The 23869-nt window shown below is 62.8% G+C and carries 19 protein-coding genes and 1 pseudogene; 12 read left to right on the top strand and 8 right to left on the bottom strand.

What is annotated here, in order from left to right; all coding sequences use genetic code 11:
• Positions 1–938: 938 nt before the first annotated feature.
• Positions 939–3071 (bottom strand): tetratricopeptide repeat protein, encoded by a 2133-nt coding sequence (locus HDG33_RS25220; protein ID WP_184035058.1) that lies wholly within the window; start codon positions 3069–3071, stop codon positions 939–941.
• Positions 3072–3485: 414 nt separating this feature from the next.
• Between HDG33_RS25220 and HDG33_RS25215 the strand changes: the two genes are divergently transcribed.
• From HDG33_RS25215 to HDG33_RS25200, 4 genes are all read left to right on the top strand, one after another.
• Positions 3486–4904 carry a flagellin gene (locus tag HDG33_RS25215; RefSeq protein WP_184035109.1) on the top strand — a complete coding sequence of 473 codons (1419 nt, stop codon included), beginning with the start codon at positions 3486–3488 and terminating at the stop codon, positions 4902–4904.
• 148 nt (positions 4905–5052) lie between these two features.
• Complete coding sequence (fliD, locus tag HDG33_RS25210; RefSeq protein WP_184035055.1) at positions 5053–6660, top strand: flagellar filament capping protein FliD; 1608 nt, start codon at positions 5053–5055, stop codon at positions 6658–6660.
• A 19-nt stretch (positions 6661–6679) separates the two neighbouring features.
• Positions 6680–6979 (top strand): flagellar protein FliT, encoded by a 300-nt coding sequence (locus tag HDG33_RS25205; RefSeq protein ID WP_184035041.1) that lies wholly within the window; start codon positions 6680–6682, stop codon positions 6977–6979.
• 211 nt (positions 6980–7190) lie between these two features.
• Positions 7191–10634: a tetratricopeptide repeat protein gene (locus HDG33_RS25200; RefSeq protein WP_184035038.1), complete on the top strand. Its 3444-nt coding sequence runs from the start codon at positions 7191–7193 to the stop codon at positions 10632–10634.
• 954 nt (positions 10635–11588) lie between these two features.
• Here HDG33_RS25200 and HDG33_RS25195 read toward each other — a convergent pair.
• Positions 11589–11810: a hypothetical protein gene (locus tag HDG33_RS25195; protein WP_184035035.1), complete on the bottom strand. Its 222-nt coding sequence runs from the start codon at positions 11808–11810 to the stop codon at positions 11589–11591.
• Between the two features lie 206 nt (positions 11811–12016).
• On the opposite strand from HDG33_RS25195, the gene HDG33_RS25190 reads away from it, so the two are divergent.
• Positions 12017–12958 carry an aldo/keto reductase gene (locus tag HDG33_RS25190; protein WP_184035032.1) on the top strand — a complete coding sequence of 314 codons (942 nt, stop codon included), beginning with the start codon at positions 12017–12019 and terminating at the stop codon, positions 12956–12958.
• 418 nt (positions 12959–13376) lie between these two features.
• Positions 13377–13589, top strand: coding sequence for a 30S ribosomal protein S21 (gene rpsU / locus HDG33_RS25185; protein WP_006050883.1), 213 nt, complete (start codon positions 13377–13379; stop codon positions 13587–13589).
• Positions 13590–13689: 100 nt separating this feature from the next.
• On the opposite strand, the pseudogene HDG33_RS25180 reads toward rpsU, so the two are convergent.
• Positions 13690–14111 (bottom strand): annotated as a pseudogene (locus HDG33_RS25180) (hypothetical protein).
• A 162-nt stretch (positions 14112–14273) separates the two neighbouring features.
• Positions 14274–14870, bottom strand: a complete 597-nt coding sequence (locus HDG33_RS25175; protein WP_184035027.1) for a DNA-3-methyladenine glycosylase I — start codon at positions 14868–14870, stop codon at positions 14274–14276.
• Between the two features lie 140 nt (positions 14871–15010).
• On the opposite strand from HDG33_RS25175, the gene HDG33_RS25170 reads away from it, so the two are divergent.
• Together HDG33_RS25170 and HDG33_RS25165 are read left to right on the top strand one after the other, a co-directional pair.
• Entirely contained in the window at positions 15011–15901 is an 891-nt protein-coding gene (locus HDG33_RS25170) for a BadF/BadG/BcrA/BcrD ATPase family protein (RefSeq protein ID WP_184035024.1), read from the top strand.
• A 47-nt stretch (positions 15902–15948) separates the two neighbouring features.
• Complete coding sequence (locus HDG33_RS25165; protein ID WP_184035021.1) at positions 15949–16770, top strand: Cof-type HAD-IIB family hydrolase; 822 nt, start codon at positions 15949–15951, stop codon at positions 16768–16770.
• Positions 16771–16871: 101 nt separating this feature from the next.
• Here HDG33_RS25165 and HDG33_RS25160 read toward each other — a convergent pair whose 3' ends face one another.
• The 3 genes from HDG33_RS25160 to aqpZ form a co-directional block, all read right to left on the bottom strand.
• Positions 16872–17165: a PXPV repeat protein gene (locus HDG33_RS25160; protein ID WP_184035018.1), complete on the bottom strand. Its 294-nt coding sequence runs from the start codon at positions 17163–17165 to the stop codon at positions 16872–16874.
• Between the two features lie 287 nt (positions 17166–17452).
• A complete protein-coding gene (locus tag HDG33_RS25155) occupies positions 17453–18220 on the bottom strand; it encodes a histidine phosphatase family protein (protein WP_184035016.1) in 768 nt (255 codons plus the stop codon).
• A gap of 173 nt (positions 18221–18393) precedes the next feature.
• A complete protein-coding gene (gene aqpZ, locus HDG33_RS25150; protein ID WP_184035012.1) occupies positions 18394–19134 on the bottom strand; it encodes an aquaporin Z in 741 nt (246 codons plus the stop codon).
• Between the two features lie 287 nt (positions 19135–19421).
• Between aqpZ and HDG33_RS25145 the strand changes: the two genes are divergently transcribed.
• A complete protein-coding gene (locus HDG33_RS25145; RefSeq protein ID WP_013090908.1) occupies positions 19422–19724 on the top strand; it encodes an H-NS family nucleoid-associated regulatory protein in 303 nt (100 codons plus the stop codon).
• Between the two features lie 298 nt (positions 19725–20022).
• Here HDG33_RS25145 and HDG33_RS25140 read toward each other — a convergent pair whose 3' ends face one another.
• On the bottom strand, positions 20023–21087 hold the full coding sequence (locus tag HDG33_RS25140; protein ID WP_184035009.1) for a glycosyltransferase family 4 protein: 1065 nt from the start codon (positions 21085–21087) through the stop codon (positions 20023–20025).
• A gap of 799 nt (positions 21088–21886) precedes the next feature.
• Between HDG33_RS25140 and flhD the strand changes: the two genes are divergently transcribed.
• From flhD to motA, 3 genes are all read left to right on the top strand, one after another.
• Positions 21887–22207 carry a flagellar transcriptional regulator FlhD gene (gene flhD / locus HDG33_RS25135; RefSeq protein WP_090802472.1) on the top strand — a complete coding sequence of 107 codons (321 nt, stop codon included), beginning with the start codon at positions 21887–21889 and terminating at the stop codon, positions 22205–22207.
• Positions 22207–22857, top strand: a complete 651-nt coding sequence (gene flhC, locus HDG33_RS25130) for a flagellar transcriptional regulator FlhC (RefSeq protein ID WP_184035006.1) — start codon at positions 22207–22209, stop codon at positions 22855–22857. The genes flhD and flhC overlap by 1 nt, the downstream gene beginning before the upstream one ends.
• 136 nt (positions 22858–22993) lie before the next feature.
• Entirely contained in the window at positions 22994–23854 is an 861-nt protein-coding gene (motA, locus tag HDG33_RS25125) for a flagellar motor stator protein MotA (protein WP_090802475.1), read from the top strand.
• The last annotated feature ends 15 nt before the right edge of the window (positions 23855–23869 follow it).

The following is a 23869-nucleotide window of genomic DNA, read 5'->3' as shown; positions in this document are numbered from 1 at the left end:
TGGAAGATGCCCGCCAATCTCCGCTGACCCTTCTCCCTGCCACACAATTTACGCCTCAGAGCACCTCTGAGTGGCGTCGTTCGTGGACCGCATACGATGCAATTAACGGTGAACATGCGTAAAGTATCCCTCACCACACACTGAGCGCGTGCTGGATGTTTGCTCTCTGTCAATGTAGGGCACGACACAATCGGACGACGTAAGTCCGCCACGAACGAGGATTTTCGGCGACGATATGCCTGTGAGTGACCGCTATATCTTGGTACGAGACATACCGTGAGCTGACGCTGTACGGCAGAGACAGAACGTAAGCCGTTGCATTTTTCATGGTCGGTGGGACCACTGAGTGCTGCTGTTGATCCCGATGCTTCGTAACACTTTGTTGCAAAGAATTGCGATGATAAGTCGGTAATGCCTCAAGTCGTACCCGATAGGAGGTTGGCGACCCTCAATGCCTTATCCGGTGCGCCTTCAGCCGATTCATTCGATCCCAGCCGGGGCACCAGGATTAGACATGATGCCGGGTTCGCAGAAAACCCGATAAAACAAGGCCCTTTGGCGAAAGCCAGGGGCCTTTAGTTTTTTGTCGTGGCGTCAGAACCAACGTCTTGCGCTCCAACATGGCGTGCTTCCAGCATCAGTTGCCGGTCTCACATCCCCAGCAACGCCGACGACCGGAAAACTTTCTGCGCGAACCCGGAAGCCGCTTCAAGCCACCCTGAAATCCGAGGCCTGCTGAACCAGTTGACCGGCATGTTCGTGCGACGAACTGGCCGCCGCCGCGTTCCGCTGCGTCATCTGGCCCATCTGCGACACCGCCTGGTTCGCCTGCTCGATGCTCCTTGGTGATGCTCGTGCTCTGCGCGCCTACGATCGCTGCCGTGGTGTTTCGCAGCATGTGTGACTAGCCTCACGTCAGCGCAAGCGCGGCGTTGATGTCACGCGCCGAACCACGCAGCGCAGGCCTGTCGCACGCGCTCCGCGACTGCGGGCCACGGTTCATCCAGCCCTCGCCTGAACAGGCGAACCGTATTGGGATACCACGGCGAGTCGTCACGGCCGTGCATCCACCGCCAGTCCACGTCGCGTGCCGGCAAGAGCACCCAGCATGGTTTGCCGAGCGAGGCTGCCAGATGTGCTGTCGAAGTGTCCACACAGATCAGCAGATCGAGTTGCGAGATGACCGCAGCCGTGTCGGTGAAGTCTTCGAGATCTGCGCCGAGAGGCAGGATCGGGAGGCTCGCAGGGAATGACAGCGCTTCGTCTTCCCCCGCGCCCTTTTGCAGGCTCACGAACTTCACGCCCGGCAGGCTCCAGAGCGGCGCCAGTGTGTTGAGCAACGGTAGCGAACGGTGCACGTCGTTGTGGTGTTTCGGGTTGCCCTTCCAGACGAGACCCACCCGGTGTCCCGCGCCCAGCACGGCAAGGCGCGCGCGCCAATGCTCGACGCGCGACGGGGCCAGGGTGATGCACAGGGGAGGCGGAATCGTGTCGAGCGTCGTGCCCAGATACAGCGGTGCGCTGAGCGCGCTGATCCAGCAATCGAAATCGCCGGCGCGCGCCGAGGCTTCGTCATGACTGAGCACCGCGTCGACTCCATCGACATCGGCGAACAGGCGTTGTAGCGGTGCCATACAGGCAAACGCGACGTGCGCGGCGCCCTGAGCCTTCAACAGGCGCAGATAACGCCCAAACTGCAGCATGTCGCCGAGTCCATCCTCCTGCCAAACGAGGAGTGATTTGCCGGCGAGCGGCTCGCCTCGCCAGCGCGGACACCTCAGCATCGACTGCGTGGCGTGATGCGCGAACCCAGCCATCTCGTAGCGGCATTCGTAGAGGAGAAAGCCTTCTTCGAAGCGGCCCATGCCGATGAGCAGCGTGGCGAGACGGAACTTCGCGTCGCCGTAGTCGGGGCGCAGCGTGAGCGCGCGGCGGTAGGCGGCTTCGGCTTGCTCTGGGTCGCCGAGCTCTTTCACGATGCTGCCGATGTTGAAGTGTGTTTCGGCGATGTCGGCGCGCAATGTGAGCGCGTGGCGAAACGCCGCGAGTGCCTCGGGCAGGCGCGCTTGCGCAAGCAGCGTGCAACCCAGGTTATTGGCCGCTTCGACGCGGTTCGGCGCGAGCCGAAGCGCCTCGCGATACGCGCATTCGGCATCGACCAGTTGGTCCAGTGCGTGCAGGACGCAGCCGAGGTTGTAGTGCGCCTCGGCGAAGGCGGGGCGCAACGCGAGCGTCTGCCGGTAGGCGCTCTCCGCCTCGGGCAGGCGCTTGAGTTCGGTGAGCACACAGCCGAGATTGTTGAGCGCGTCCGCGTAGGCGGGGCGGATCTGAAGCGCGAGGCGGCAAGCCAGCTCGGCTTCCCGGAGCCGGCCGAGCGCCCTGTAAAGCGCCCCCAGGTTGTTCAGTGCCTCGGGATATTGCGGGTGCGCGAGCAGCGCCTGCCGATACGCTTCTTCAGCCTCTTCGATCCGGCCGCGATCGCGCAACAGATTGCCGAGGTTGTTGTTCGCCTTGGCAAATTGCGGATTCACGGCGAGCGCTGTGCGATAGGCCGCCTCCGCTTCGTCGAGGCGGCGCTGTTCATGAAGCACGATGCCGAGGTTGTAGTTCGCGTCGACGTGGTCCGGGCGAAGTGCGAGCGCCACCCGGTACGCGGCCTGGGCCGCGTCATGCCGTCCGAGACGGTGCAGCACGATCCCGCGATTGCTGTGGACATCGGCGTCATCGGGGCGTATCGCGGCAAGCCGCCCGTAAACCGCTTCCGCTTCGGCAAGCTGATTGAGGGTCGCGAGCATCGCTCCGAGCCCCAGATACGCCTCGGCGAAATCCGGCTTCGCTTGAATGCAGCGCAACCATAGAGCTTGCGCCTGCGCGGGCTGGCCGACACCCGTGGCGCACATGGCCGCGAGGTTGAGCGCATCGGCGTGCCCCGCGTCCTCGGGCGTGGCCTTCGCGCCCACGAGCGGTGCAAGCAGCGCCAGTGCGTCGGCGAACTGCCCGGTGGCGCTGAGGGCAGTGGCTTCGCTCAGAATGTGCTGGCGCGTGGGGGCAAGTGGGCTCGTAGCGGTCACGGTCGTCGTAGAGGGGCTGTGGATTCGCAGCTTAAGGCATGCGCACGCGCGGTGGCGGCCCGAATTGAGCTGGCAGCTCGGTTCAATTCAACCGATGACGTGCTGCGGGGGCCTTGTCTTTCGAAGCCGTAAGGCCGGGTGCAGATCAAGGGCGATCGGATACTCAATCAGCATTGCGACGCGAAGTGGCTTCGACGCCTGCGAGCCTTAAGCCGCCGAAGGACGAAGCCTGGCGTCCCCCATCTTGAAAAGCGCCTCCCCACTGCACGCGGGCGAGGGAAGGGCGTCAGCCCAGAGGGTTGCATCAACAAGGCAGCTAAAGTTTTTCCAGGTGGGGTCGTAATCACAAACAAGGCGGCAGGCCAACGAACCCGCTGCCGTTACTGGGCCGATAGCCCCATCAGGAGAATCTCAATGCTCGGAATCAACACCAACACCAACTCGCTCATCGCGCAACAAAACCTGACCGGCTCGGGTAGCGCACTGTCGCAAGCGATCACGCGTCTGTCGTCGGGCAAGCGCATCAACAGCGCAGCAGACGATGCAGCAGGTCTGGCGATCTCGAACATCATGCAGACCCAGATCAACGGTCTGAACCAGGGTGTGTCGAACTCGAACGATGGTACGTCGATGGTGCAAACGGCATCGTCGGGTCTGTCGTCGCTGACTTCGTCGCTCCAGCGTATCCGCCAGCTCGCTACGCAAGCAGCTAACGGTTCGATGACCGACAACGACCGTGCTGCACTTCAACAGGAAGTGAACCAGCAAGTCTCGGAAATCAACCGTATCGCGTCGCAAACGACGTACAACGGCATGAACGTCCTCGACGGCTCGTTGGGCAACGTGTCGTTCCAGGTCGGCGCAAACGTCGGTCAGTCGATCTCGCTGAATCTCTCGCAGTCGATGTCCGCTGCTTCGATTGGCGGCGGCGTTCCGGCAGCGGGCAACACGCTCGGCTCGTTCTCGGTCTCGCTGGATAGCAACGGCGCTGCGGCGGCGGCTGCGGGTATCACGTCGGTCACGGCTTCGTGGGACAACGCTACGAATTCGGTCTCGTACACGGACCAAAACGGTAACGCCATCACCGATGCTTCGACGATCACGGCCTTCTCGAATGCCCCCGCGGCCGAAGTGACCGGTGGCGCCGCGCTTCCGGCTGCAGCAGGTGATGCTTCGCAGACGTGGACGCTTAATACGAACGGCAGCGAGAACGCTACTGTCTCGCAGATCAACGTCATTGCCGACGGTAAGGGCGGCTTCACGCTCACGGACCAGAACGGTAAGGCCTTGACTAACGCTGTTGCTAGCGCAGTCTTCACCAGCGGTACTGTTGGTACGGACAGCAACGGCAACACCACGCTGACTGGCGACACCGGTGCGACTATGGCGACCGAAGTCGAAGCGGTAACGGGCGCTATCGCGACCGCGAGTCAAGCGGCCGGCGATAACCCGAATCTCGATGCTGCGGGCAAGACTACAGACGCAATGGGCGCGACCATCGACAAGCTGAGCCAGTCGAACACGGTTTCGCAGATCGACATCTCGACCAAGGACGGCGCTTCGGCAGCAATGCTGACCATCGACAACGCGCTGAGCGCTGTCAACAATCTGCAAGCAACGCTCGGCGCGGCACAAAACCGCTTCAGCGCAATCGGCACGACGCAGCAAGCTCAGTCGACCGACCTGTCGACCGCACAATCGTCGATCCAGGACGCCAACTTCGCAGAAGAAACGGCTAACCTGAGCAAGGCACAGGTTCTGCAACAAGCCGGTATCTCGGTGCTGGCACAAGCGAACTCGCAGCCGCAGCAGATCCTGAAGCTCCTCCAGTAAGGCGCTTCCCGCTGCAGGCAGCCGGCGCGCGGCTCGATGCGCGCCGGACGCAAACCCGTCGGGAGGCTTGCCTCCCGATTGTCTTTTCCCGCGTTACCCCGCTTGTTAAATCGCTTTAACCGGCATTGCCGACGCACGGAGCCTCCTCATGTCCACCGTAACCGGATCCACCACCAGCGCGATCGCGAGTGCAGTCGCCACCACGACAGCCGACGCCAACGCCACGGTGCAGGCAGCCGCCCAGTCGATCATTAGCGGCTCGACCAATTCGTCGATGGACACAAGTTCGCTCGTCACCGCGCTCGTCAACTCCAAGACTGCCGGCCAGTCCGCGACCATCGCTGCCGAGCAGACTGCGGACAACACGCTGATCTCGGCCTACGGCACGCTCTCCGCGGCACTGTCCGCGTTGCAGGCCGGCGCCGAGCCGCTCAGCGACGGTGCGACGCTCAACTCGTTCTCGTCCACCTTGAGCGGCAGCGGCGTTACCGCCACGGCCAGCACGGGCGCGGTGGCAGGTTCGTACTCGCTCAATGTGGCGCAGGTCGCCACGTCGCAAGTGCTCACCTCGGCGGGCTACAGCTCGACCAAAAACCTGGCTTCCGGCGCGGCCACGATGGCCCTGACGGTCAACGGCAAGACCAGCACGATTTCCCTGAATAGCTCGAACAGCACGATTGCCGGCATTGCATCGGCGATCAATTCGGCCAACGACAATCCCGGCGTGGTCGCGACCGTGGTGACCGGCGCGGACGGCGCGCATCTCGTGCTGCAATCGACCTCGACCGGCGCGTCGAGCGGCATCAGTATCGCGATCAACGATTCGAGCTCGACCGACGACCTGAACAAGCTCGCGGTGACGACCACCAACGGCAAGGCGATCTCCAGCGCGAGCGACCTCACCGCTCAAGTTTTGGATAGCAGTGGCAACCCGGTTCTCGATAGCAACGGCAACCCGGAGACCTACAACCCCAGCCAGTCGACCATTACCGGCACAGGCTGGACCCAGACGCAGGCCGCCCAGGATGCGTACTTCACGCTCGGCGGCGTGGGCGTAACCAGCTCCTCGAACTCCGTGACGACGGCCGTGTCCGGCGTGACGCTGAACCTCACGGCAGCGGCGGTCGGCACCACGCAGACGCTCACGATCGCGCAGAACACCAGCTCGGAGTCCTCGGCGATCAACAATTTCGTCAGCCTCTACAACACGCTCGTCACGACGATGGGGGCGCTGACGGCGTACAACGCGAACTCGACGTCGCAGGGCGTGCTAATCGGCGATTCCACGTTGAGCACGATCCAGAACCAGCTCGCCAAGATCGTGAGCGGCGGCGTGGGCACCGGCACCTCGCAGACGACGCTTGCCGCGATCGGCATTACGCTCCAGGCGGACGGCACGCTGTCGGTGGACGACACGACGCTCAGCAATGCGTTGCAGAACAACCAGTCGGTTGTAGCCTCGCTGTTCAATTCGACCAACGGCATCGCCGCGCAACTGGACGACAGCATCACAAACTACACCTCGTCCGGCGGCATCATTCAAAACCGTACGGACGCGATCAACGCCGACCTGACGAGCCTCTCGAACCAGCAGACGACGCTTACAGCGTGGCAGGCTCAACTCACCAGTATGTATACCGCGCAGTTCACAGCGCTCAACTCACTGATGGCAACGATGAACAACAACTCGCAATACCTCACGCAACTGTTCGGTGGCACCAACAGCGCAGGCGCGCTCGCCACGAACAAGAGCTGAGCGCGACGAGGAACGAGCCATGCAGAACGTCGCCCCGATCGAGCGCATCTGGCAGATAACGAAAGACCTGGAACTGGCGGTCGCTGTTGGCGAGTGGGAGCGGGCCGCGCAGCTCGCGGACGAGCGCTCGCCCCTCCTGACGGCGCTCGGCGCGCCCCAGCCGCAGGAGGTCGTCGTGCGGCTCAAGGAGATCCACGAGATCGACAGCCGCATCGTCGAGGCCGCGCAGGCCGCGCAGCAGGTGCTGGGCGCCGAGTATCAGGCGAGCATGCAAGCGAGCCGCAACGCCGGGCGGTATTTGAGCATGGCGCGGTACTGAAGCAGGAGCAACGGTTCATTGCGTCCTTCGCGGCGCAATGGCGTACTTTGGCCCGCCTCGTGCGGGCTTTTTCTTTTCCGTTTCTTTGCCCTGGGAGTTCATCGAAGGCAAATTGGCGGCCGTTTTGGCGCTAGCTCGGACGATCGGCGTAATTGGCCGCCGCCCATAATTCGAACGTTCCGAGTTCCTGACGCGTACGCGCGCCTTCGTCATGACCGCCTTCCTCTCTCCGGGCTGCACCGCCACACCTGCTGCCAAATTGCAGCAGAATCACGACATCGCGCTCACCATGCAGAGCGCGATCGAACATCATCGCCAGCAGGACTATGACGAGGCGGCCGCGCGCTATGCCTCCGTCCTGGAGGCCGCGAGCGATCACCCCGACGCGCACTACCACCTCGGCGTGCTGCTCATGCAAACGGGGCGGCCCTCGGAAGCAGTGCCGCATTTCGAGGCGGCGCTTGGGCAGATGCCGAAAAATGGGCAGATGTGGGTCTACTACATCAACGCCCTCGTCGCCAGCCAGCAGACCGAGGCGGCGCGCGTCGTGCTCGACCTCGCGCGGCATCAAGGCCTGCCCGAGGCGGCCGTCCAGATGCTGCACGCGCGCATCAATGGGGAAGAAGCGCCGCTCCCGGCCACGCCGGAGCCCGAGGCTGCGACCGCTCCCGCTCCCCAGGCTGATGCGAGCGGGAGCGACTCGCGCCCCCCTGCGGCATCCGATACGGACGAGTGCGTGAAGCTCGATACGCGCCGCGCAAGCCTCAAGGAGATGCGCCAGCTCCAGCATCTCTTCAACAGCGGGAAATTCGAAGCGGCGCTGAATGTGTCCCGCCGCCTGACGCATCAATATCCGTCGCATGGCGAATGCTGGTACGAACTTGGGCGTGTCCTGCAACGCACGGGCCGCTACAAGGAGTCCGTCGAGGCAGCCGAGCACGCCGCCCGCCTGCTGCCCAACTTCATTGCCGCCCGGACGATGCTGACTGACGGGCTGATTACCACCCGCCAGTATCAGCAAGCCGAAGCGCATTGCCGGCAGGCGCTGGAAAAATATCCCGAAAGCGCCGCGCTACATCGCAACCTGGGTACCGCCTTAGAGGAGATGGGCCGGTACGCCGAGGGGATCGCCCATCTCCGCCGTGCCGTGGAACTGGCGCCGAACGACGCCCTCGAGTGCGACGCGTTTGCCCTTTCGCTACTCAAGCATGGTCTGTACGACGAAGCCGAAACCGCTTTCCGCCGTGCGCTAAGACTGGCACCGATGCAGGCGATAACCCACAGCAACCTGCTGTTCAACCTGATGCACAAGCCGGACCTCGATGCGCTCAGCGCATTCGCGGAGTTCCGCGAGTTTGCAGCGCGCCACGAAGCGCCGCTGCGTGCGCGTCGGCCCCGGCACACCAATGACCGCGATCCGTCGCGGCGCCTGCGAGTCGGTTTTGTTTCCGGCGATCTGCTCGGTCACCCGCTTGCGTATTTCTTCCTGTCGGTGCTAGAGCATCTGGCGCTCGATTCGAGTCTGTCACTGCACATCTATTCGAACTACGCGGTGACCGACGGCTTCACCGAGCAGATTCGTGCGCATGCGCAGACGTGGAGCGAAATCTTCGGCATGAGCGACGACGCAGTCGTGCAGAAGATCCGCGACGACGGCATCGATATCCTCATCGACCTGTCCGGCCATACCGGCCGCAACCGGCTCGTGGCCTTCGCGCACAAGCCGGCGCCGGTCCAGGCGAGCTGGATCGGCAATCCGGCCACGACGGGCCTGGATGCCGTCGACTATTACCTGTCGGACCGTTTTGTCACGCCGCTCGAACAATTCGAGCGCCAGTTCTCGGAAAAGCTCGTGTTCCTGCCGGCGCTCGCGCCGTTCAAGCCGCACCCGCAAGCGCCGGACGTCAACGAGTTACCTGCCCTGAAAAACGGCTTCATCACGTTCGGCAGCTTCAGCCGCATCGTCAAGATCGGCCCTGAAGTCGTGGCGCTCTGGGCACGCGTGCTGCGCGAGGTACCGGATTCGCGCATGGTCATCGGCGCGATTACGGCACGGGAGCAGATGGACAAGCTGACCGGGCTGTTCGCGAGCGAAGGGATCGACTCGAGCCGTATCAGTTTTCTGCAGCGCGGGAATGTCTCGACTTACCTGCAGCAGCACAATCTGATCGACGTCTGTCTCGACACGTTGCCCTTCGGCAATTCGACCACGACCATGCAAGCGTTGTGGATGGGCGTGCCCACCATGACCCTGCCCGGCGTTTCGATGGCGAGCCGCGGCAGCACGGGGTGGCTCTCGCACCTCGGGCTCGACTCAGCCTTCGTTGCGCAGGACAAGGACGACTTCGTGCGCAAGTGCGCCGCGCTGGCCGCCGACCCCGAAGCGCTCGCGGTAGTGCGCGGCGAGCTGCGCGAGTACTGCAGACAGTCGGTCCTGATCGACGCCGGCGCGATCTCCAACGCCGCCTCGCGCGCGTTTCGCACCATGTGGCAGCGGTGGTGCGACGGACTGGAGCCTGAGCATTTCGAGGTTCTGGCGCATGTCAGCAATGCGCACACCGCCGGGGACAGCCCAGCAGGCCTGTCGCCCGAGCAGCGCGCCGCGCTGGCCGGTGAATTCGTCGATACGCTCACGCTCCTGCTCGACAAGCAGCAGTTTGCCGAGGCCGAAGCTGTAGCCCGCCAGTTCACCACGCTCTTGCCAGAAATCGGCAAGGCATGGCACATGCTGGCGACGTCGCTACGGCAGCAAGGGAAATCCTTTGAGGCACTGGAGCCTTTGCGCAAGGCCAATACCCTGCTGCCGAACGACAGGAACATCCGCCAGGAACTGAGCCGAGTCTCACAATACGTGAGCGATCTTGAGCGCATCGCGCCGGTCAACCAGGCTGAGCCAGCGAGCGAGCTGGCAGCGCTCAGGGCGGATAGCCGGCAATACCGGCATCCAGTCGGCGCCCTGATCGCCAACGTGCCGGTTCTGATCCCGACCTTTAACAACGTCACCTATCTGCGCCGGATGGTGTCACAGCTCAAAGGCAGAGGATTGCGCAATCTCATCGTCGTGGACAACGCATCGAGCGCCCCCGGTATGCTCGACTACCTCGCCAGCATCCAGGATACGGTGAGCGTCGCACGGCTCGACCACAACGTCGGGCCGCGCGCGTTCACGCTTTCAGACGTCATCTATCACTGGCTGCCGGACATTTTCTGCATTACCGATCCCGATCTCGAACTGAATCCCGAGTTGCCCGATACTTTCCTGTTCGACCTGATAGACGCCACGGAAGCTTTGAAAATCGGCAAGGCCGGCTTTGCTCTCGACATCTCGCAACCCGCGCTGATGGACGAGAAAGCACTCTCCATCATGCAGTCGGACGGCGTGAAGAACTATGGGCTGATCGACTGGGAAGCACGCTTCTGGCAACAGCAGATCGCGGCGAGCGCCAACGGTGACCCGATCTTTCGCGCGCCGATCGATACGACCTTTGCGGTCTACAACAAGCGGTACTTCCGCCGCGAAACTCCTCTGGCTGCGGTGCGTTTCGGTGGACGGTACACGTGCAGGCATCTGCCCTGGTACAAGGACAACGGACTGGATGCTGCGGAGGATCAGTACTACCGCAAACACCAGGCGTGGTCGACGTTCCTTAAGTGACCATTGCGCCTGGTCGGTCAACTAAAGCTTTGTTGCGGGCACGTGGGGTAGAGCGATAGTTCAGGCGACTGACTATCGGCGGTGCTAATGCCTGGTATCCCGTAGCCATGGGCGTGCACTCAATCAGGGCCAACTAGCCAACCTCTCCCGCACCCGCTCGACCACCTCTTCCGCCAGAGCGGCGCGAGCAGCGCGACCGCCGGCAACGACCGGTTGGCGTCGTTGTGATGTTGCGGCTTGCCCTGCCAAACGAGACCGACGCGCGATTCCGGCGGCAGTGCATCGAACAGCGCGAGCATGTGTCGAGGAGCTGGGGTGCGTGGCAGCGGCGCTACGACCAGGGGCTGAGCGGGCGCTTTGGGAGCGCGCTTGAAAAATATGCGCTGTGCGGCTGCGCTTGCGGGGAGGCTGGTGTGCCTGGCGGCGTGTGCCAGCCTCTCGCCCACACCAGGGATTGATGTATTGGAAGAGCGACAGGTTCTGCGCGGACGAGAAGGTTTTCTGCGACGCCACTGTGCGTGTACTGACTGATCGCCGAGACCATGTCGGTGCTCGTCAGAATGTCGAGATCCGACCGGGTCTGCACCTCGTTCGACGACGTGATCGCCTGGAGCGCCTTGACCTCCGCCTACCGAAGCCAGGATCGTGACCACGTTCGAGTACGAGTTGGAGAGCCGCGCCTCGCCCGTCGTGAGCGCGTTATCGAGCGCCGCCGTACCCGCAGGCGTGTTGCCTGTTGGCGCTCGTATTGCCGGGCGTCACGCTGAACGCGCCGCCGTCCTTCGGGCGTACTCGAGATCGGGACGCTCAAGACGGAGCCGGCCACAATTACCGAGACGTCTGTGTACGTGCCGGTCGTTTGCGTCGTCGTATTGGCCGAGTTGTCCTGACCTATAGATCATCGCGCCGGTGGTCGTGTCCGTCGCGAACTGGATCGAGTGGTTGTCGTTGACCTCAGACGCCGCCGGTTGGTCGCGTGCCCGTGCCCAACGTGCCCGTGCCCTGATTGGACGAGCCGGCCGCGGCGACGTAGGCGGAGCCGTCTGCCTGCACGCTCTGGAACACCGTCTGACCGTTGTCGTTGATCGTGATCTGCCGCGGGCCCGACACCTGCACGTAGCGCGTGCCCGCGTCGCGGTTGTTCGTGACGCTGCCGCCGGCGGCATTCGTGAACACCAGCGGTGTTCTGAATAAACGTGAGACGCGCGCAAACTATTGCGCCATCTTTTGCGCCACGCATCGACCGCGTTCAAGCGCGAGGCGTGCTGAGTAGCCTTCGTGCCCGGGGCTGCAACGTAGTGCAAGGCGGCGTATGCTCAACGGTCCCGGGTTTGCCCGGCCATTTCCCGCATTGCGTTCGCCCACTCATACCTGGAGCCATCATGGAACTACGCAGGATCGGCACTTCCTCGTTGCAGGTCGCCCCGCTCATGTTCGGCGGCAACGTATTCGGCTGGACGGCCGATGAAGCCACCTCTTTCTCGATCCTCGACGCGTTCGTTGAAGCCGGACTCAATTTCATCGACACCGCCGATGTCTACTCGGCCTGGGTGCCCGGCAACCAGGGCGGCGAGTCGGAGACGATCCTCGGCAAGTGGTTCCATCAGAGCGGCAAGCGCGAGCGGATCGTGCTTGCGACCAAGGTGTCGAAGCATCCGCAGCGCAAGGGGCTATCGGCCGCAAATATCCAGGCGGCGGTCGAAGACTCGCTGCGCCGCCTGCAAACCGATTACATCGACGTCTATTTCTCCCACGACGATGACACCGCGACGCCGCTCACCGAAACGCTCGGTGCGTATCAGAAGCTGATCGAGGCGGGCAAGGTGCGCGTGATTGGCGCGTCTAACTATAGTGGCGCGCGCGTCGAGGAAGCGCTCGCGGTATCGCGCGAGCACGGGCTGCCCGGGTATCAGTTGCTGCAGCCCGAATACAACCTGTACGACCGCGCGCAATACGAGAGCGACAGCGAGCCGGTGGCGCTCGCGAATCATCTCGGCGTGGTCGTCTATTACAGCCTTGCGAGCGGGTTCCTGTCAGGCAAATACCGCAGCGAGGCCGATCTGGCCGGCAAGGCGCGCGGGAGCCGGGTCGAAAAATACCTGAACGGGCGCGGCTTGCGGATTCTCGGCGCGCTCGACCGCGTCGCGCAACGGCACGACAGCACGCCGGCCGCGATCGCGCTTGCATGGCTGATCGCGCGCCCGAGCGTTACGGCCCCTATTGCGAGCGCAACCTCGGTCCAGCAGTTGAAGAGCCTGGTCGCGGCCGTCCAGCTGTCCCTCGCCGCCGACGATATTCGTGAGCTGGACGAAGCGAGCGCCTGATAAGGCGAACACCTCGGCCGCCGACGCGGGGGCGATCCGCGCCAGGGAAAAGCCTGGCGCAATCGGTAAACCCCTGGTAGGATGGAGAGTTTCCTGATATGATCAGGAGTGAATTGAGATCTTTGCCTGTTTCGTCAGTGTTCTTCGTTGATGAAAGGTTGGCGAAACGGCAACAGACGCGGCTTTTGCATTACGTCTGTCCGCGTTCCGCGGTGAACTCCCCACCTCTCTTTTCCGGCCTCCGTGGCCGCTTTGCCTCTCGCTTCATTCGTGGTTTGGCCGGGGTTGTTTATCAGCCTCGCGTTTGCCTGTTACTGGCCATGAATCGAAGCGACCGGAGGGCCGGCGCGTGAGTGGTGACCTGAGCGGTTACCGCCATGCAATTAAACCCGTATCTAGTGATTGAGTTAGGAATTACATGACGACGATTCTTCTGAAGGAAAACGAGCCGTTCGAAGTGGCAATTCGCCGCTTTCGTCGCGCAATCGAAAAGAATGGCCTGATCGCTGAACTGCGTGAACGCCAGTCGTACGAAAAGCCGACCACGGCTCGCAAGCGCAAGAAGGCAGCAGCTGTTAAGCGCCTGCACAAGCGTCTGCGCAGCCAGATGCTGCCGAAAAAGCTGCACTAAACACGCTTTTTAGATACGCCGAACGGCGGTGTGAGCTTCGAAAGAAGCCACATCGCCGTTTTGCTTTTGCGGCGTCGGATTTTGCCCCTGCGTGCAGCCGTTACGCCGCGCTCCTCAGCCGCTCGGCCGACAGCCCGAACTCGCGCGCGATCGAGCCCAGCCGGTCGTGCCACTCCCATGTGCCGAACACGTCGTGCACGTTTTGCAGGCAACTGAGCAAAGCGATGGTCACCGGATCGTATACGTTGATGCGGGCGCGAAGCAGCGCTTTTTTCAGCGCGGCCAAGCCGACATCCAAGCGGGCACTTCGGCCAGTGGCTTGCCGATCAAGCGCACCGGCACGCCTTCCATTGCGGTCATGTAATCGCGCGGCTTGATCAGGTTGCCGACCGGGCAGCCGCCGCAATAGCCGCGGTAGGCGCCGCCGCCCCTCAGTAGCAATGCAGCGCGTTTCTATTCGAACAGATGCGTGACGGACTGATCGTAAATGTCCTGGTGGGTCAGGAAGCTAAGTGTTTTCATGGTTGGTCTCCCGCGTCCGAGGCGGTAGTTATTTGTTGTTGAGTGCGCATCGCGTGAGCGCATGGCGATGAGTATCCGCCGTGCGTCGGCCGACGAAGGGCCGACTACGAGCATGAAAGGACGCCAATTCACGCGTTTGCGCCTCCCGCGGACGCCGTGGCCTCACCTCGCCTTCCGACCACGCCCCTTCTTGCCCAGCGACACGCATCGCTCACGACACATGCAGGTCATCTCATGATCGTTGACCATGCCGATCGCCTGCATGAATGCGTAGCAGATCGTCGAACCGACAAATTTGCAGCCGTAGCGCTTGAGCGCCTTGCTTAGTGCGTCCGATACTTCCGTCGACGCAGGTGCATGCTTATACGAAGCCCATTCGTTCTGAATCGGCGTGTCGTCGACGAATGACCACACGAAGTTCGCGAGCGAGCCATGTTCGGCCTGAATCTGCTGCACAGCGCGCGCGTTCAGGATGGCCGCCTCGATTTTGCCGCGATGTCGAACGATGCTTTCATCGGCGACGAGCGCATCCACGCGCTTCGGCGTGAAGGCCGCGACCTTGTCGATGTCGAAGTCGGCGAATGCACGGCGGTAGCCGATGCGCTTGTTGAGGATCGTCGACCATGACAAACCGGCCTGCGCGCCTTCGAGCACGAGCATCTCGAACAGGTGCTGGTCGTTGCGCGAGGGCACACCCCATTCGGTGTCGTGGTACTGTGCGAGCGCTTCGCTCGATACCCAGTTGCATCGTTGTGTCACTGTCGTGCCCCCGCGTGGTCATGTCGTTCGCCAGCATAGCGGAAGCGGTGTGCGCCGCAAGCTGGCCAATCGGCTAATTGCGCGATTCAAACTGACCTGCCACGCTAAGCGTTATTCACCCACGGAACTGATTCGATTCGATGAACCACGACTTCTTTCTGATCGGCGTCGACGGCGGCGGCACCGGCACGCGCGTCGTGCTCGGCGACGCGCAGGGCCGCGAACTGGCGCAAGCGGCAAGCGGCCCATCGGGCCTTGGGCTCGGCATCCCGCGCGCATGGCAGTCCATTCAGGCCGCCTGCGGCGAAGCGTTCCAGCGAGCCGGAGTCGCGCTGGACTGGTCGCGTTGCGTGCTCGGTTGCGGACTGGCGGGCGTCAACAATCGCGACTGGCTCGCCGAGTTTCACCAGCAGGCGCCGCGGCTCGCCGGACTGGCCGTCGAGACCGACGCCTACACAACCCTGCTCGGCGCTCACGACGGCGCGCCCGGCGTGATCGTCGCACTCGGCACCGGCAGCGTCGCGGCTTCGCTCGCGAGCGACGGCGAATTCCGCATGGCCAGCGGCTACGGCTTTCCATCGGGCGACGAAGCGAGCGGCGCGTGGCTCGGCCTCCGGCTGATCGTGCACGCGCAACAGGCGCTGGACGGCCGCGTTGCCGTCGACGATCTCACGCAAGCGCTGCTCGCGCATACCGGCGCGCGGGATCGCGACAGTCTCGTCGTGTGGCTGTGCACGGCCAATCAGACTGCCTACGCGCGGCTCGCGCCGATCGCGATCGAACACCGCGCACATCCGTTCGCGGCGCGGCTGCTCGGCGAGGCCGGCGTCGAAGTCGGCAAGATGATCACCGCGCTGGACGCGACGGGCGCGCTGCCGGTCGCGTTATGCGGAGGCCTTGGTATGCCGTTGCGCGAGTACGTGCCGCAGGCGTATCAGGCGCGCCTGCGCGAGCCGCGGGCGGATTCGGCGCATGGCGGCTTGCAACTGGCGCGGCGCGAGGCGCAGCGGCTGGCTCGAGGAGACCTGTAAAATACCCGCTTTGACGCTGCCTCGACGACTCAGCCGCCGGACTCACCATGTATAAAGTCATCGCCACGGATCTCGACGGCACACTGCTCAACGCCGATCACCAGGTAGACCCGTTCACGGTCGCCACGGTGCGCAAACTCGAAAGCGACGGGCTGCAGTTCGTGATCGCCACGGGGCGACATTACTGCGACGTCGCGGGCATCCGCGATCTGCTCGGCATCAATCCGTATCTGATCACGTCGAACGGCGCGCGCATTCACGCGCCTGACAACATGGTGATCCACGCCGACGATCTGCCGCCGGCGATCGTCCAGCGTCTCGTGCAGCCCGAAATTGTCGGCGCGCATCGTCGAGTGATCGTCAGTCTGTTTGCAGACGAGGCGTGGCTCATTGACCGCGACGCGCCCCATCTGCTGGAATTTCACCAGGATTCCGGCTTCACGTACGAAGTGACCGACCTGCCGAAGCACGATGGCGTCGACATTGCCAAGGCGCTGTATATCGGCGATCCCGCCGATCTCGCGCAGGTGGCCGCCAATCTGGAACGCGACTTCGGCGAACGACTGTACGTGACGTATTCATTGCCGGATTGTCTCGAAGTGATGACCGCGAATGTGTCGAAGGGGCGCGCCCTGCAGATCGTGCTCAAGCGTCTCGGTGTCGACGCGTCGCACTGCGTCGCGTTCGGCGACAACATGAACGATATCGATCTGCTCGAGACGGCCGGCCATCCATTCATGATGAACAATGCCAATCCCGATCTGATCACCCGCCTGCCGCATGTGCCGCGCATCGGCAACAACTTCGAGGCAGGCGTTGCGCATCATCTGCGCAAACTGTTTGCGCTCAACGACGAACTGGCATCTTGAACCGCAGTCACTGCGATTGAAAGCGGCCCGCATCCACTCGCGTGGATGCGGGCCGCAGAAGTTGCTCGCGAAGCGCGCAGCGTGCGCTCCGCTTGCGCTCGTCAATCCCGCCAGCCGCGGTGCTCGCCTCGATTGTCATGACCCCAGCGACGGTTGTCGTGACCCCAGCCGCGATCATCGCGGTGATAGTCGCGGTAGTAGTCACCGTGCGGGTAGCGATGATCCCAGCCGCCGTAATACACCGGCGCCGGCGCGGCGTAGACGCTCACGGGCGCGGCATAAACCGGGGCGCCGAGCGATAGGCCGACGCTCAGATCCGTATGCGCCTGCGCGACACCGCATGCGCCCGCCGCGAGTCCGGCAGCAACCAGCAAGTGAGTGACGATGCGTTTCATGTTGGTCTCTCCTGTGAGGCGACGTAGGTTTGTCGCACAGGACCAATGTACGCACTCGAGGCGGGCTGGACTGCGACCAGATGTTACGGACTGCAAGCATCGTCGAAGTCATCGAAGCCAGGAAAAACGCTCGCGCGGACCTTGCGCGCAAATACCTTACTTCGCTTGCAGCCGCGCCGCACGGGGCTTTGCGGCGGATCAATTCAAGCCGGCAGGCGGCTCGTCGCGCACGCTCGCCGCTTGCCGCGCCGGCGCACGTAAACACGGCTTACAACTGTATTGCTCAATTAATCCGCCGCGGGCGCCGAAGCGGCCGAAGTTGCGGAAGAGGCCGCCCCTGCCGAAGATGCAGACACTCCCGGCAAGGCCGCGCAAGGGCAATCGGTTGCCCGCCCGTCGAGCCCTTCGCGATCGTGTTTGAAGCTCGCGCGCGGCGTGCCGTTCTGCCAGTCGAGTCGGACGATGTAAATGCTGTCGAAGTCGTCGCTTTGCCATTTCGGCACGTCGGCCGCGCGACCGCCATGCGTGCTCAACATCTGCCGCAACAGCTTCTCGATCAGCTTGTGCTCCCAGGCAACGACGATCAGCTTGCCGCGATTGGCCGGGTCGACGAGCGCGTTGCCGAGCTGGTCGATCTGCGCAAAACCGTACGGTGTTTGGACCGGCATCTGGAATTGAATCGCGGTCGGTTCGATCGTCGCGAGCGGGCGCACGTAATAGTACGGATGACCGCCGTCGTCTTTTTGCTGGCCGGGGTCGGGCGCGTAGATCGCATCGGGTTTGCCGAATTTGGCGGCGATCACGGCCGGCAACGCGAGCGCACGGTTGAGCCCCTGGCAGTCTAGCTGGCCGTACCCCTGCGCGGGTTTCTCGCCGTGTCGAACGAATACGAGGGTTTCGATATTGCCGCCCGCCGCGGCAACTACGGGGGCCGCGGTCGCAACGACGGTCGCCGTGTTCGTCGCCGCGGACGCGGCCGGCAACGCCATCGTGCTCGCGCACAGGCCGCCGAGCGACAGTGCGACGCCATGCAGGAATCCGCGGAAACGGTTCATCGAAAGCACCTGTGCGAGGCTGGGAAGTCGCCCGATTCTAGCAGCGGTGCCCACCGGCACACGGCCGGCGCGGCATTCATATCGCATTGGCGAGCGCAATGAATAATGGGCGCCGAGGCGCCCATTCATGCCGACTACGCGACGATCGCGAGACCGGGGCGTCGAACTGGCCGTCAGTCGAGCGCCAGCCTGCGCCCATCGCTGCTGCGATCCTCAGCGATCAGCGGATAGACGACACCCGCGATCACCGCACCGATGATCGGCGCAACCCAGAACAGCCACAGCTGATCGATCGCCACGCCGCCGACGAATAGCGCCGGGCCCGTCGAGCGTGCCGGATTGACCGACGTGTTGGTGACTGGAATCGAGACCAGATGGATCAGCGTCAGGCACAGGCCGATCGCGATGGGCGCGAAGCCGGCCGCCGCGCGGCGGTCGGTCGCGCCGAGAATCACGAACAGGAAGAAGCCAGTCATGACCACTTCGCAAATGAAGGCAGCGGCGAGCGAGTAGTGACCCGGCGATTGCTCGCCGTAACCGTTCGTCGCGAAGCCGCTCGCGAGCAGGTCGAAGCCAGGCTTGCCCGACGCGATCAGCGACAGTACGAATGCGCCGAGCACCGCGCCGACCACCTGCGCGACGACATAGGGCAGAAGATCGCGCACTGGAAATCGGCCGGCGACGGCCAGTCCGACGCTCACCGCCGGATTCAGGTGGCAGCCCGAAATGTGGCCAATCGCAAAAGCCATCGTCAGCACGGTCAGGCCGAAGGCCAGCGACACGCCGACGAAGCCGATGCCCAATCCGTGAACCGGCCCGGCGAAGTTGGCAGCGAGGACCGCGCTGCCGCAGCCTCCGAGCACGAGCCAGAAGGTGCCGAGCAATTCGGCAACGAGGCGCTTTGACAACTGCATTTTTGGTGATCCTAAAAAGAATGGGTACTTCAGAAGCACGCATCGAAAAGGGCGAGTACGTACCTTGAGCGCGCAATTCTAGGCAGACAGCGCCAAATCGGTTGTCAAAGATTGTCAATCCGCACAAAATTTATAAACTATTGCGAGATAAAGCGCAGGTTTTACAATTCACACTCTTTAATAATTATCAGAGGAAAATTCGCTAAACCGGTATTAGTCGCCATTGCGAATTTTTATAATTGCAGCTAGTCTGCGGTCGAATGAGTTCTAGAAAAGGGGAGAACCGAATGTCTCAATATGCAGACCTCAAGGCGCAGATTGCCAAATTGCAGGCACAGGCAGAAGAAGCGCGACGCACGGAAATCGACAATGTCGTCGCCGACATCCGCCAAAAGATCGCCGAATACGGTCTGACCGCGCAGGATCTCGGTTTCGCGGTCGCCGCCAAGCGCGGCCGCCCGCCGAAGAAGACGCCGCTGCCGGCGAAATATCAGGATCCGAAGTCGGGCAATACTTGGAGCGGGCGCGGCAAGCCGCCCAAATGGATCGTCGGCAAGAATCGCGAGCGATTTCTGATTGGCTCGGCGTGACGCCCGCCCGACCTGATGTGAGACGGGGTGAAGGCGGTCTGAAGGTTTCTTTGCTGTTTGGCTTATTCGCCGCGCGCAAATCTACCGTGGAAGCGCAACCATCCCTGTATTAAAAAAGCCGCCCATAAGGGCGGCTTTTTCGCGTCCGGCAGCCAAACGACTTCGTTTTTCGCTCGCGCAAACGATTCCGATGCCGGACTCGCCGCTATTGCGGCGTTATAAGCGAAGGTTCACAGCGCCGCTTCAATGCGGGCCGAAAACGGCCAGCCGTAAAAGCGCCGGCCGTTTTCATGCGCGCCTAGCCGACCGCGACCTGGCGCAATACCGGGCGCCGCGACGTTTCAATCAAGGCGGAATAGCCGTCGATATAGTTCCGCGCCATCGTTTTCGAACTGAAGCGGCGTTCGAACTGGGCGCGGATTTCGATGCGCGACAGCTCGTCGAGACGCTGCAGAGCCGCTACCGCGCCTTGCACGTCCTCGACGATATAGCCGGTCACGCCGTGGTCGATCACCTCAGGCACGGAGCCGCGGTTGAACGCGATAACCGGCGTGCCGCAGGCCATCGACTCGATCATCACGAGGCCGAACGGCTCGGACCAGTCGATCGGGAACAGCAGCGCCTTCGCGCCCGACAGAAACTCGGGTTTCTGCGCCTCGTTGATCTCGCCGACGAACTCGACATGCGCCATCGACAGCAGCGGCTCGATCTCGCGCTTGAAGTACTCCATGTCGACCTTGTCCACCTTGGCGGCGATCTTCAGCGGCAGACCGCTTTGCGCGGCGATCCTGATAGCTGTATCGACGCGCTTTTCCGGGCAGATGCGGCCGAGGAACGCGAGATATTCGGGCTTCTTGTGCGGCTGCGGCGTCAGCAACTGGTCCGGCAGACCGTGATAGATCGTGTTGAGCCAGTTGGCCTGCTGCAGCGGCAGACGCTGCGAATCCGAAATCGACACGACCGGCACGTGCGAGAACGCGTCGAACACCGGCTGTAATTCCGGCAGGTCGAGACGACCGTGCAGCGTGGTCACGAACGGCGTGTCCATCGTCGTGAACAGGGGGAACGGCAGGTAGTCGAGATGGAAGTGCAGCACGTCGAACTCGTGCGCGATCTTGCGGACCTTTTCCATCATCAGCACGTGCGGCGCCAATGCATCGCGAATCGTCGGATCGAGGCGCAGCGCGCGCGGCCAGCATGCCTCGAGATTGGCGGACGTGACCGAGTCGCCGCTCGCGAACAGCGTGACGTCATGGCCGAGCTCGACCAGCGCTTCGGTCAGATACGACACGACACGTTCGGTGCCGCCGTAGAGTTTCGGTGGGACAGCTTCGTATAGCGGCGCGACTTGTGCGATTCGCATGCGTTTTCTCCTGTGTCGATCAGAGTTAGCGCTGTGGCGCCGACCCGGATCCCATGCGGATTTTTGATACTTACCGGGGCTTCGTACGACGGCTGAATGGCGCGTGATACGTATGCCTAACCGGACGGTTGGGCGCGGTTTGCCCCGCCCGAGGGGGCTCCCACATAGCTATCGGGTAATCCCTTAGCCTTCATTATCGGGATCGACCGCGGTAATTCGAGTTATTTTTCAAACGCTTAATGTTGTTACAGCGCGAAACATGGAGCGTTACAGCTGGCGCGCAAGGTCGAGTCGCAAACAGATCCCCATAATCGGGAAGCGTAATTCCACCGACTCAATCAAGCTCGACAGGCGAAATGCACCGTAGCAAGCGGCGGACCCGAGGGTCGGATGAGCCGGGAAAGATCTCTAACCGAGTCAGATTGCAGCCGGGTGAAAACGTCTTATAATTCTTCTCCACCGTTTTACGGTGCGGCGGTGAAGTTCTGAAAACTCACCATCCGGTACACGCCGCAGCCGTATAAATTCCCAGCGCGCATCGTCAGTCCCGCCCCGCGCATCATTTCGGCCCAATTCGTGCCTCGCCGCAACCCGGGTTGTAGGAATAATTCCTACACAAATGACGGATTAATCCGTCACCCAGCTGGGGTGTCTCTCCGATTTTCGGCTGTGCCCCCTTTCGAGACAATGCTTGCAAGACCAGAGACGAGCGGATTCGCGCGGATTCAGCGCGCGCGTTCGAGCAAACGTTTCCGCAAAAAGTCGGCCTGACCAGCCGGGCATACGAACGGGGGAAATCATGAGCACGACTAGCCATATGCTCAGTGAGATCAGGGAAGTCAATCTTTCCTATCTGCTGCTCGCCCAGCGTCTGCTGCGCGAAGACAAGCCGATGGGCATGTTCCGCATGGGTATTTCGGACCAGCTGGCCGACGTGCTCGCCAATCTGTCGTTGGCGCAGACCGTCAAGCTCGCGGCGTCCAACCAGATGCTGTGCCGCTTCCGCTTCGACGATCACGCGGTGCTGTCCGCCCTCGCGGACAAGGACAAGTCCAGCGCGATGGCGCAGGCTCATTCGGCGATCCTGATGGCGAGCCAGCCGGTCGAGCAGATCGGCTAATGGCCAGTAAGAGCGTCTTACTCGAAGTCCGGGAAATCACCCTCGCGATCGAGCTGATCGAACTGGGCGCGCGTCTGCAATTGCTGGAGGCGGAAACCAGCCTGTCGCGCGACCGGCTCGTCAAGCTGTACAAGGAATTGAAAGGGGTGTCGCCGCCCAAGGGCATGCTGCCGTTTTCGACCGACTGGTTCATGACCTGGCAGCCGAACTTTCATTCGTCGCTGTTCTACAACATCTACCGTTTCATGGCCGGTCACGGCGGCTGCCGCGCGATCGAATCGATCGTGAAGAGCTACCGGCTGTATCTCGAGCACGTACAGTTGCACGACGACGAGCCGGTGCTCAGTCTCACGCGCGCCTGGACGCTGGTGCGCTTCTTCGACTCGGGCATGCTGCAGATAAGCGCCTGCCGCCGCTGCGGCGGCCACTTCGTCGCGCACGCGCACGATCCGCAGCACGGGTTCGTTTGCGGGCTGTGTCAGCCGCCGTCGCGCGCGGGCAAGACGAAGAAGGCGGCGCAAACGCGGGCCGAGCGGCAAATCGCCGTCGCCGGAGTCCCGGCCGAGGTGCCGCAAGTGACCGACGCGCGAGCTCACGAGGCCCGCTGCCCCGCCCCCACGCTCGATACCCTCGTCACCGCCGAAGTCTGAGCAGCACGCGTTGAGGCAGCGCAAGCCTCTGGTTTACACCGGACTCGAGCGCCGTCTTTTTCCCCAAAGTTTTCCGCCTCGGTGCCGTAAACCTGACTAACGACGGTAACCGTCGCTTTTTTGTGAGGGCTCGGCAGTGCTGATTTTCGTGGGAACACTCGTGACGCTGTTGTCCGTTTTCGGCGGTTACGCGCTCGAAGGCGGCCATCTCGGCGCGCTGCTGCAACCCGTCGAGGTGCTGATGATCGTCGGCGCCGGAGTCGGCGCATTCATTCTCGGTAACGGGATGAAGACGATCCGGGCGACACTGCGCGTCATTCCGACCCTGTTCAAGGGCGCGAAGTACAACAAGGACGTCTACATGGAGCTGATGGGGCTCCTGTACGTGCTGCTCGCGAAAGCGCGTAAGGAAGGCACGCTGACGCTCGAAGCCGACATCGACGATCCGTCGAAGAGCCCGATCTTCACGCAGTACCCGAAGATCCTCGCCGACAAGCACATCATCGAGTTCCTGACCGACTACCTGCGGCTGATGGTCGGCGGCAACATGAATGCGTTCGAGATCGAAAGCCTGATGGACGAGGAGATCGAGACGCACCACCAGGAAGGCGAGGCGCCCGCGCACGCGCTGACCAAGGTCGGCGACGCGATGCCGGCGTTCGGTATCGTCGCCGCGGTGATGGGCGTCGTGCACACGATGGCCTCGGCCGACAAGCCGCCCGCGGTGCTCGGTGAAATGATCGCGCAGGCGCTCGTCGGCACGTTCCTCGGCATTCTGCTTTCGTACGGGCTGATCGGGCCGCTCGCCAGCGTCGCCGAGCAGCGCGTGACCGAGTCGACCAAGATGTTCCAGTGCATCAAGGTGACGATCCTCGCGAGCCTGAACGGCTACGCGCCGGCGATCGCGGTCGAGTTCGGCCGCAAGGTGCTGTTCTCGACCGAGCGCCCGTCGTTCGCCGAGCTCGAAGAGCACGTGCGCCGCGTCAAGGCGAAATAAGCAGGCGACGGGAAC

The organism is Paraburkholderia sp. Cpub6 (assembly GCF_014201065.1).
Taxonomy (GTDB): Bacteria; Pseudomonadota; Gammaproteobacteria; order Burkholderiales; family Burkholderiaceae; genus Paraburkholderia; species Paraburkholderia tuberum.
The sequence above is the reverse complement of the archived record's forward strand: the minus strand, read 5'-3'. Positions and strand labels throughout refer to the sequence as shown.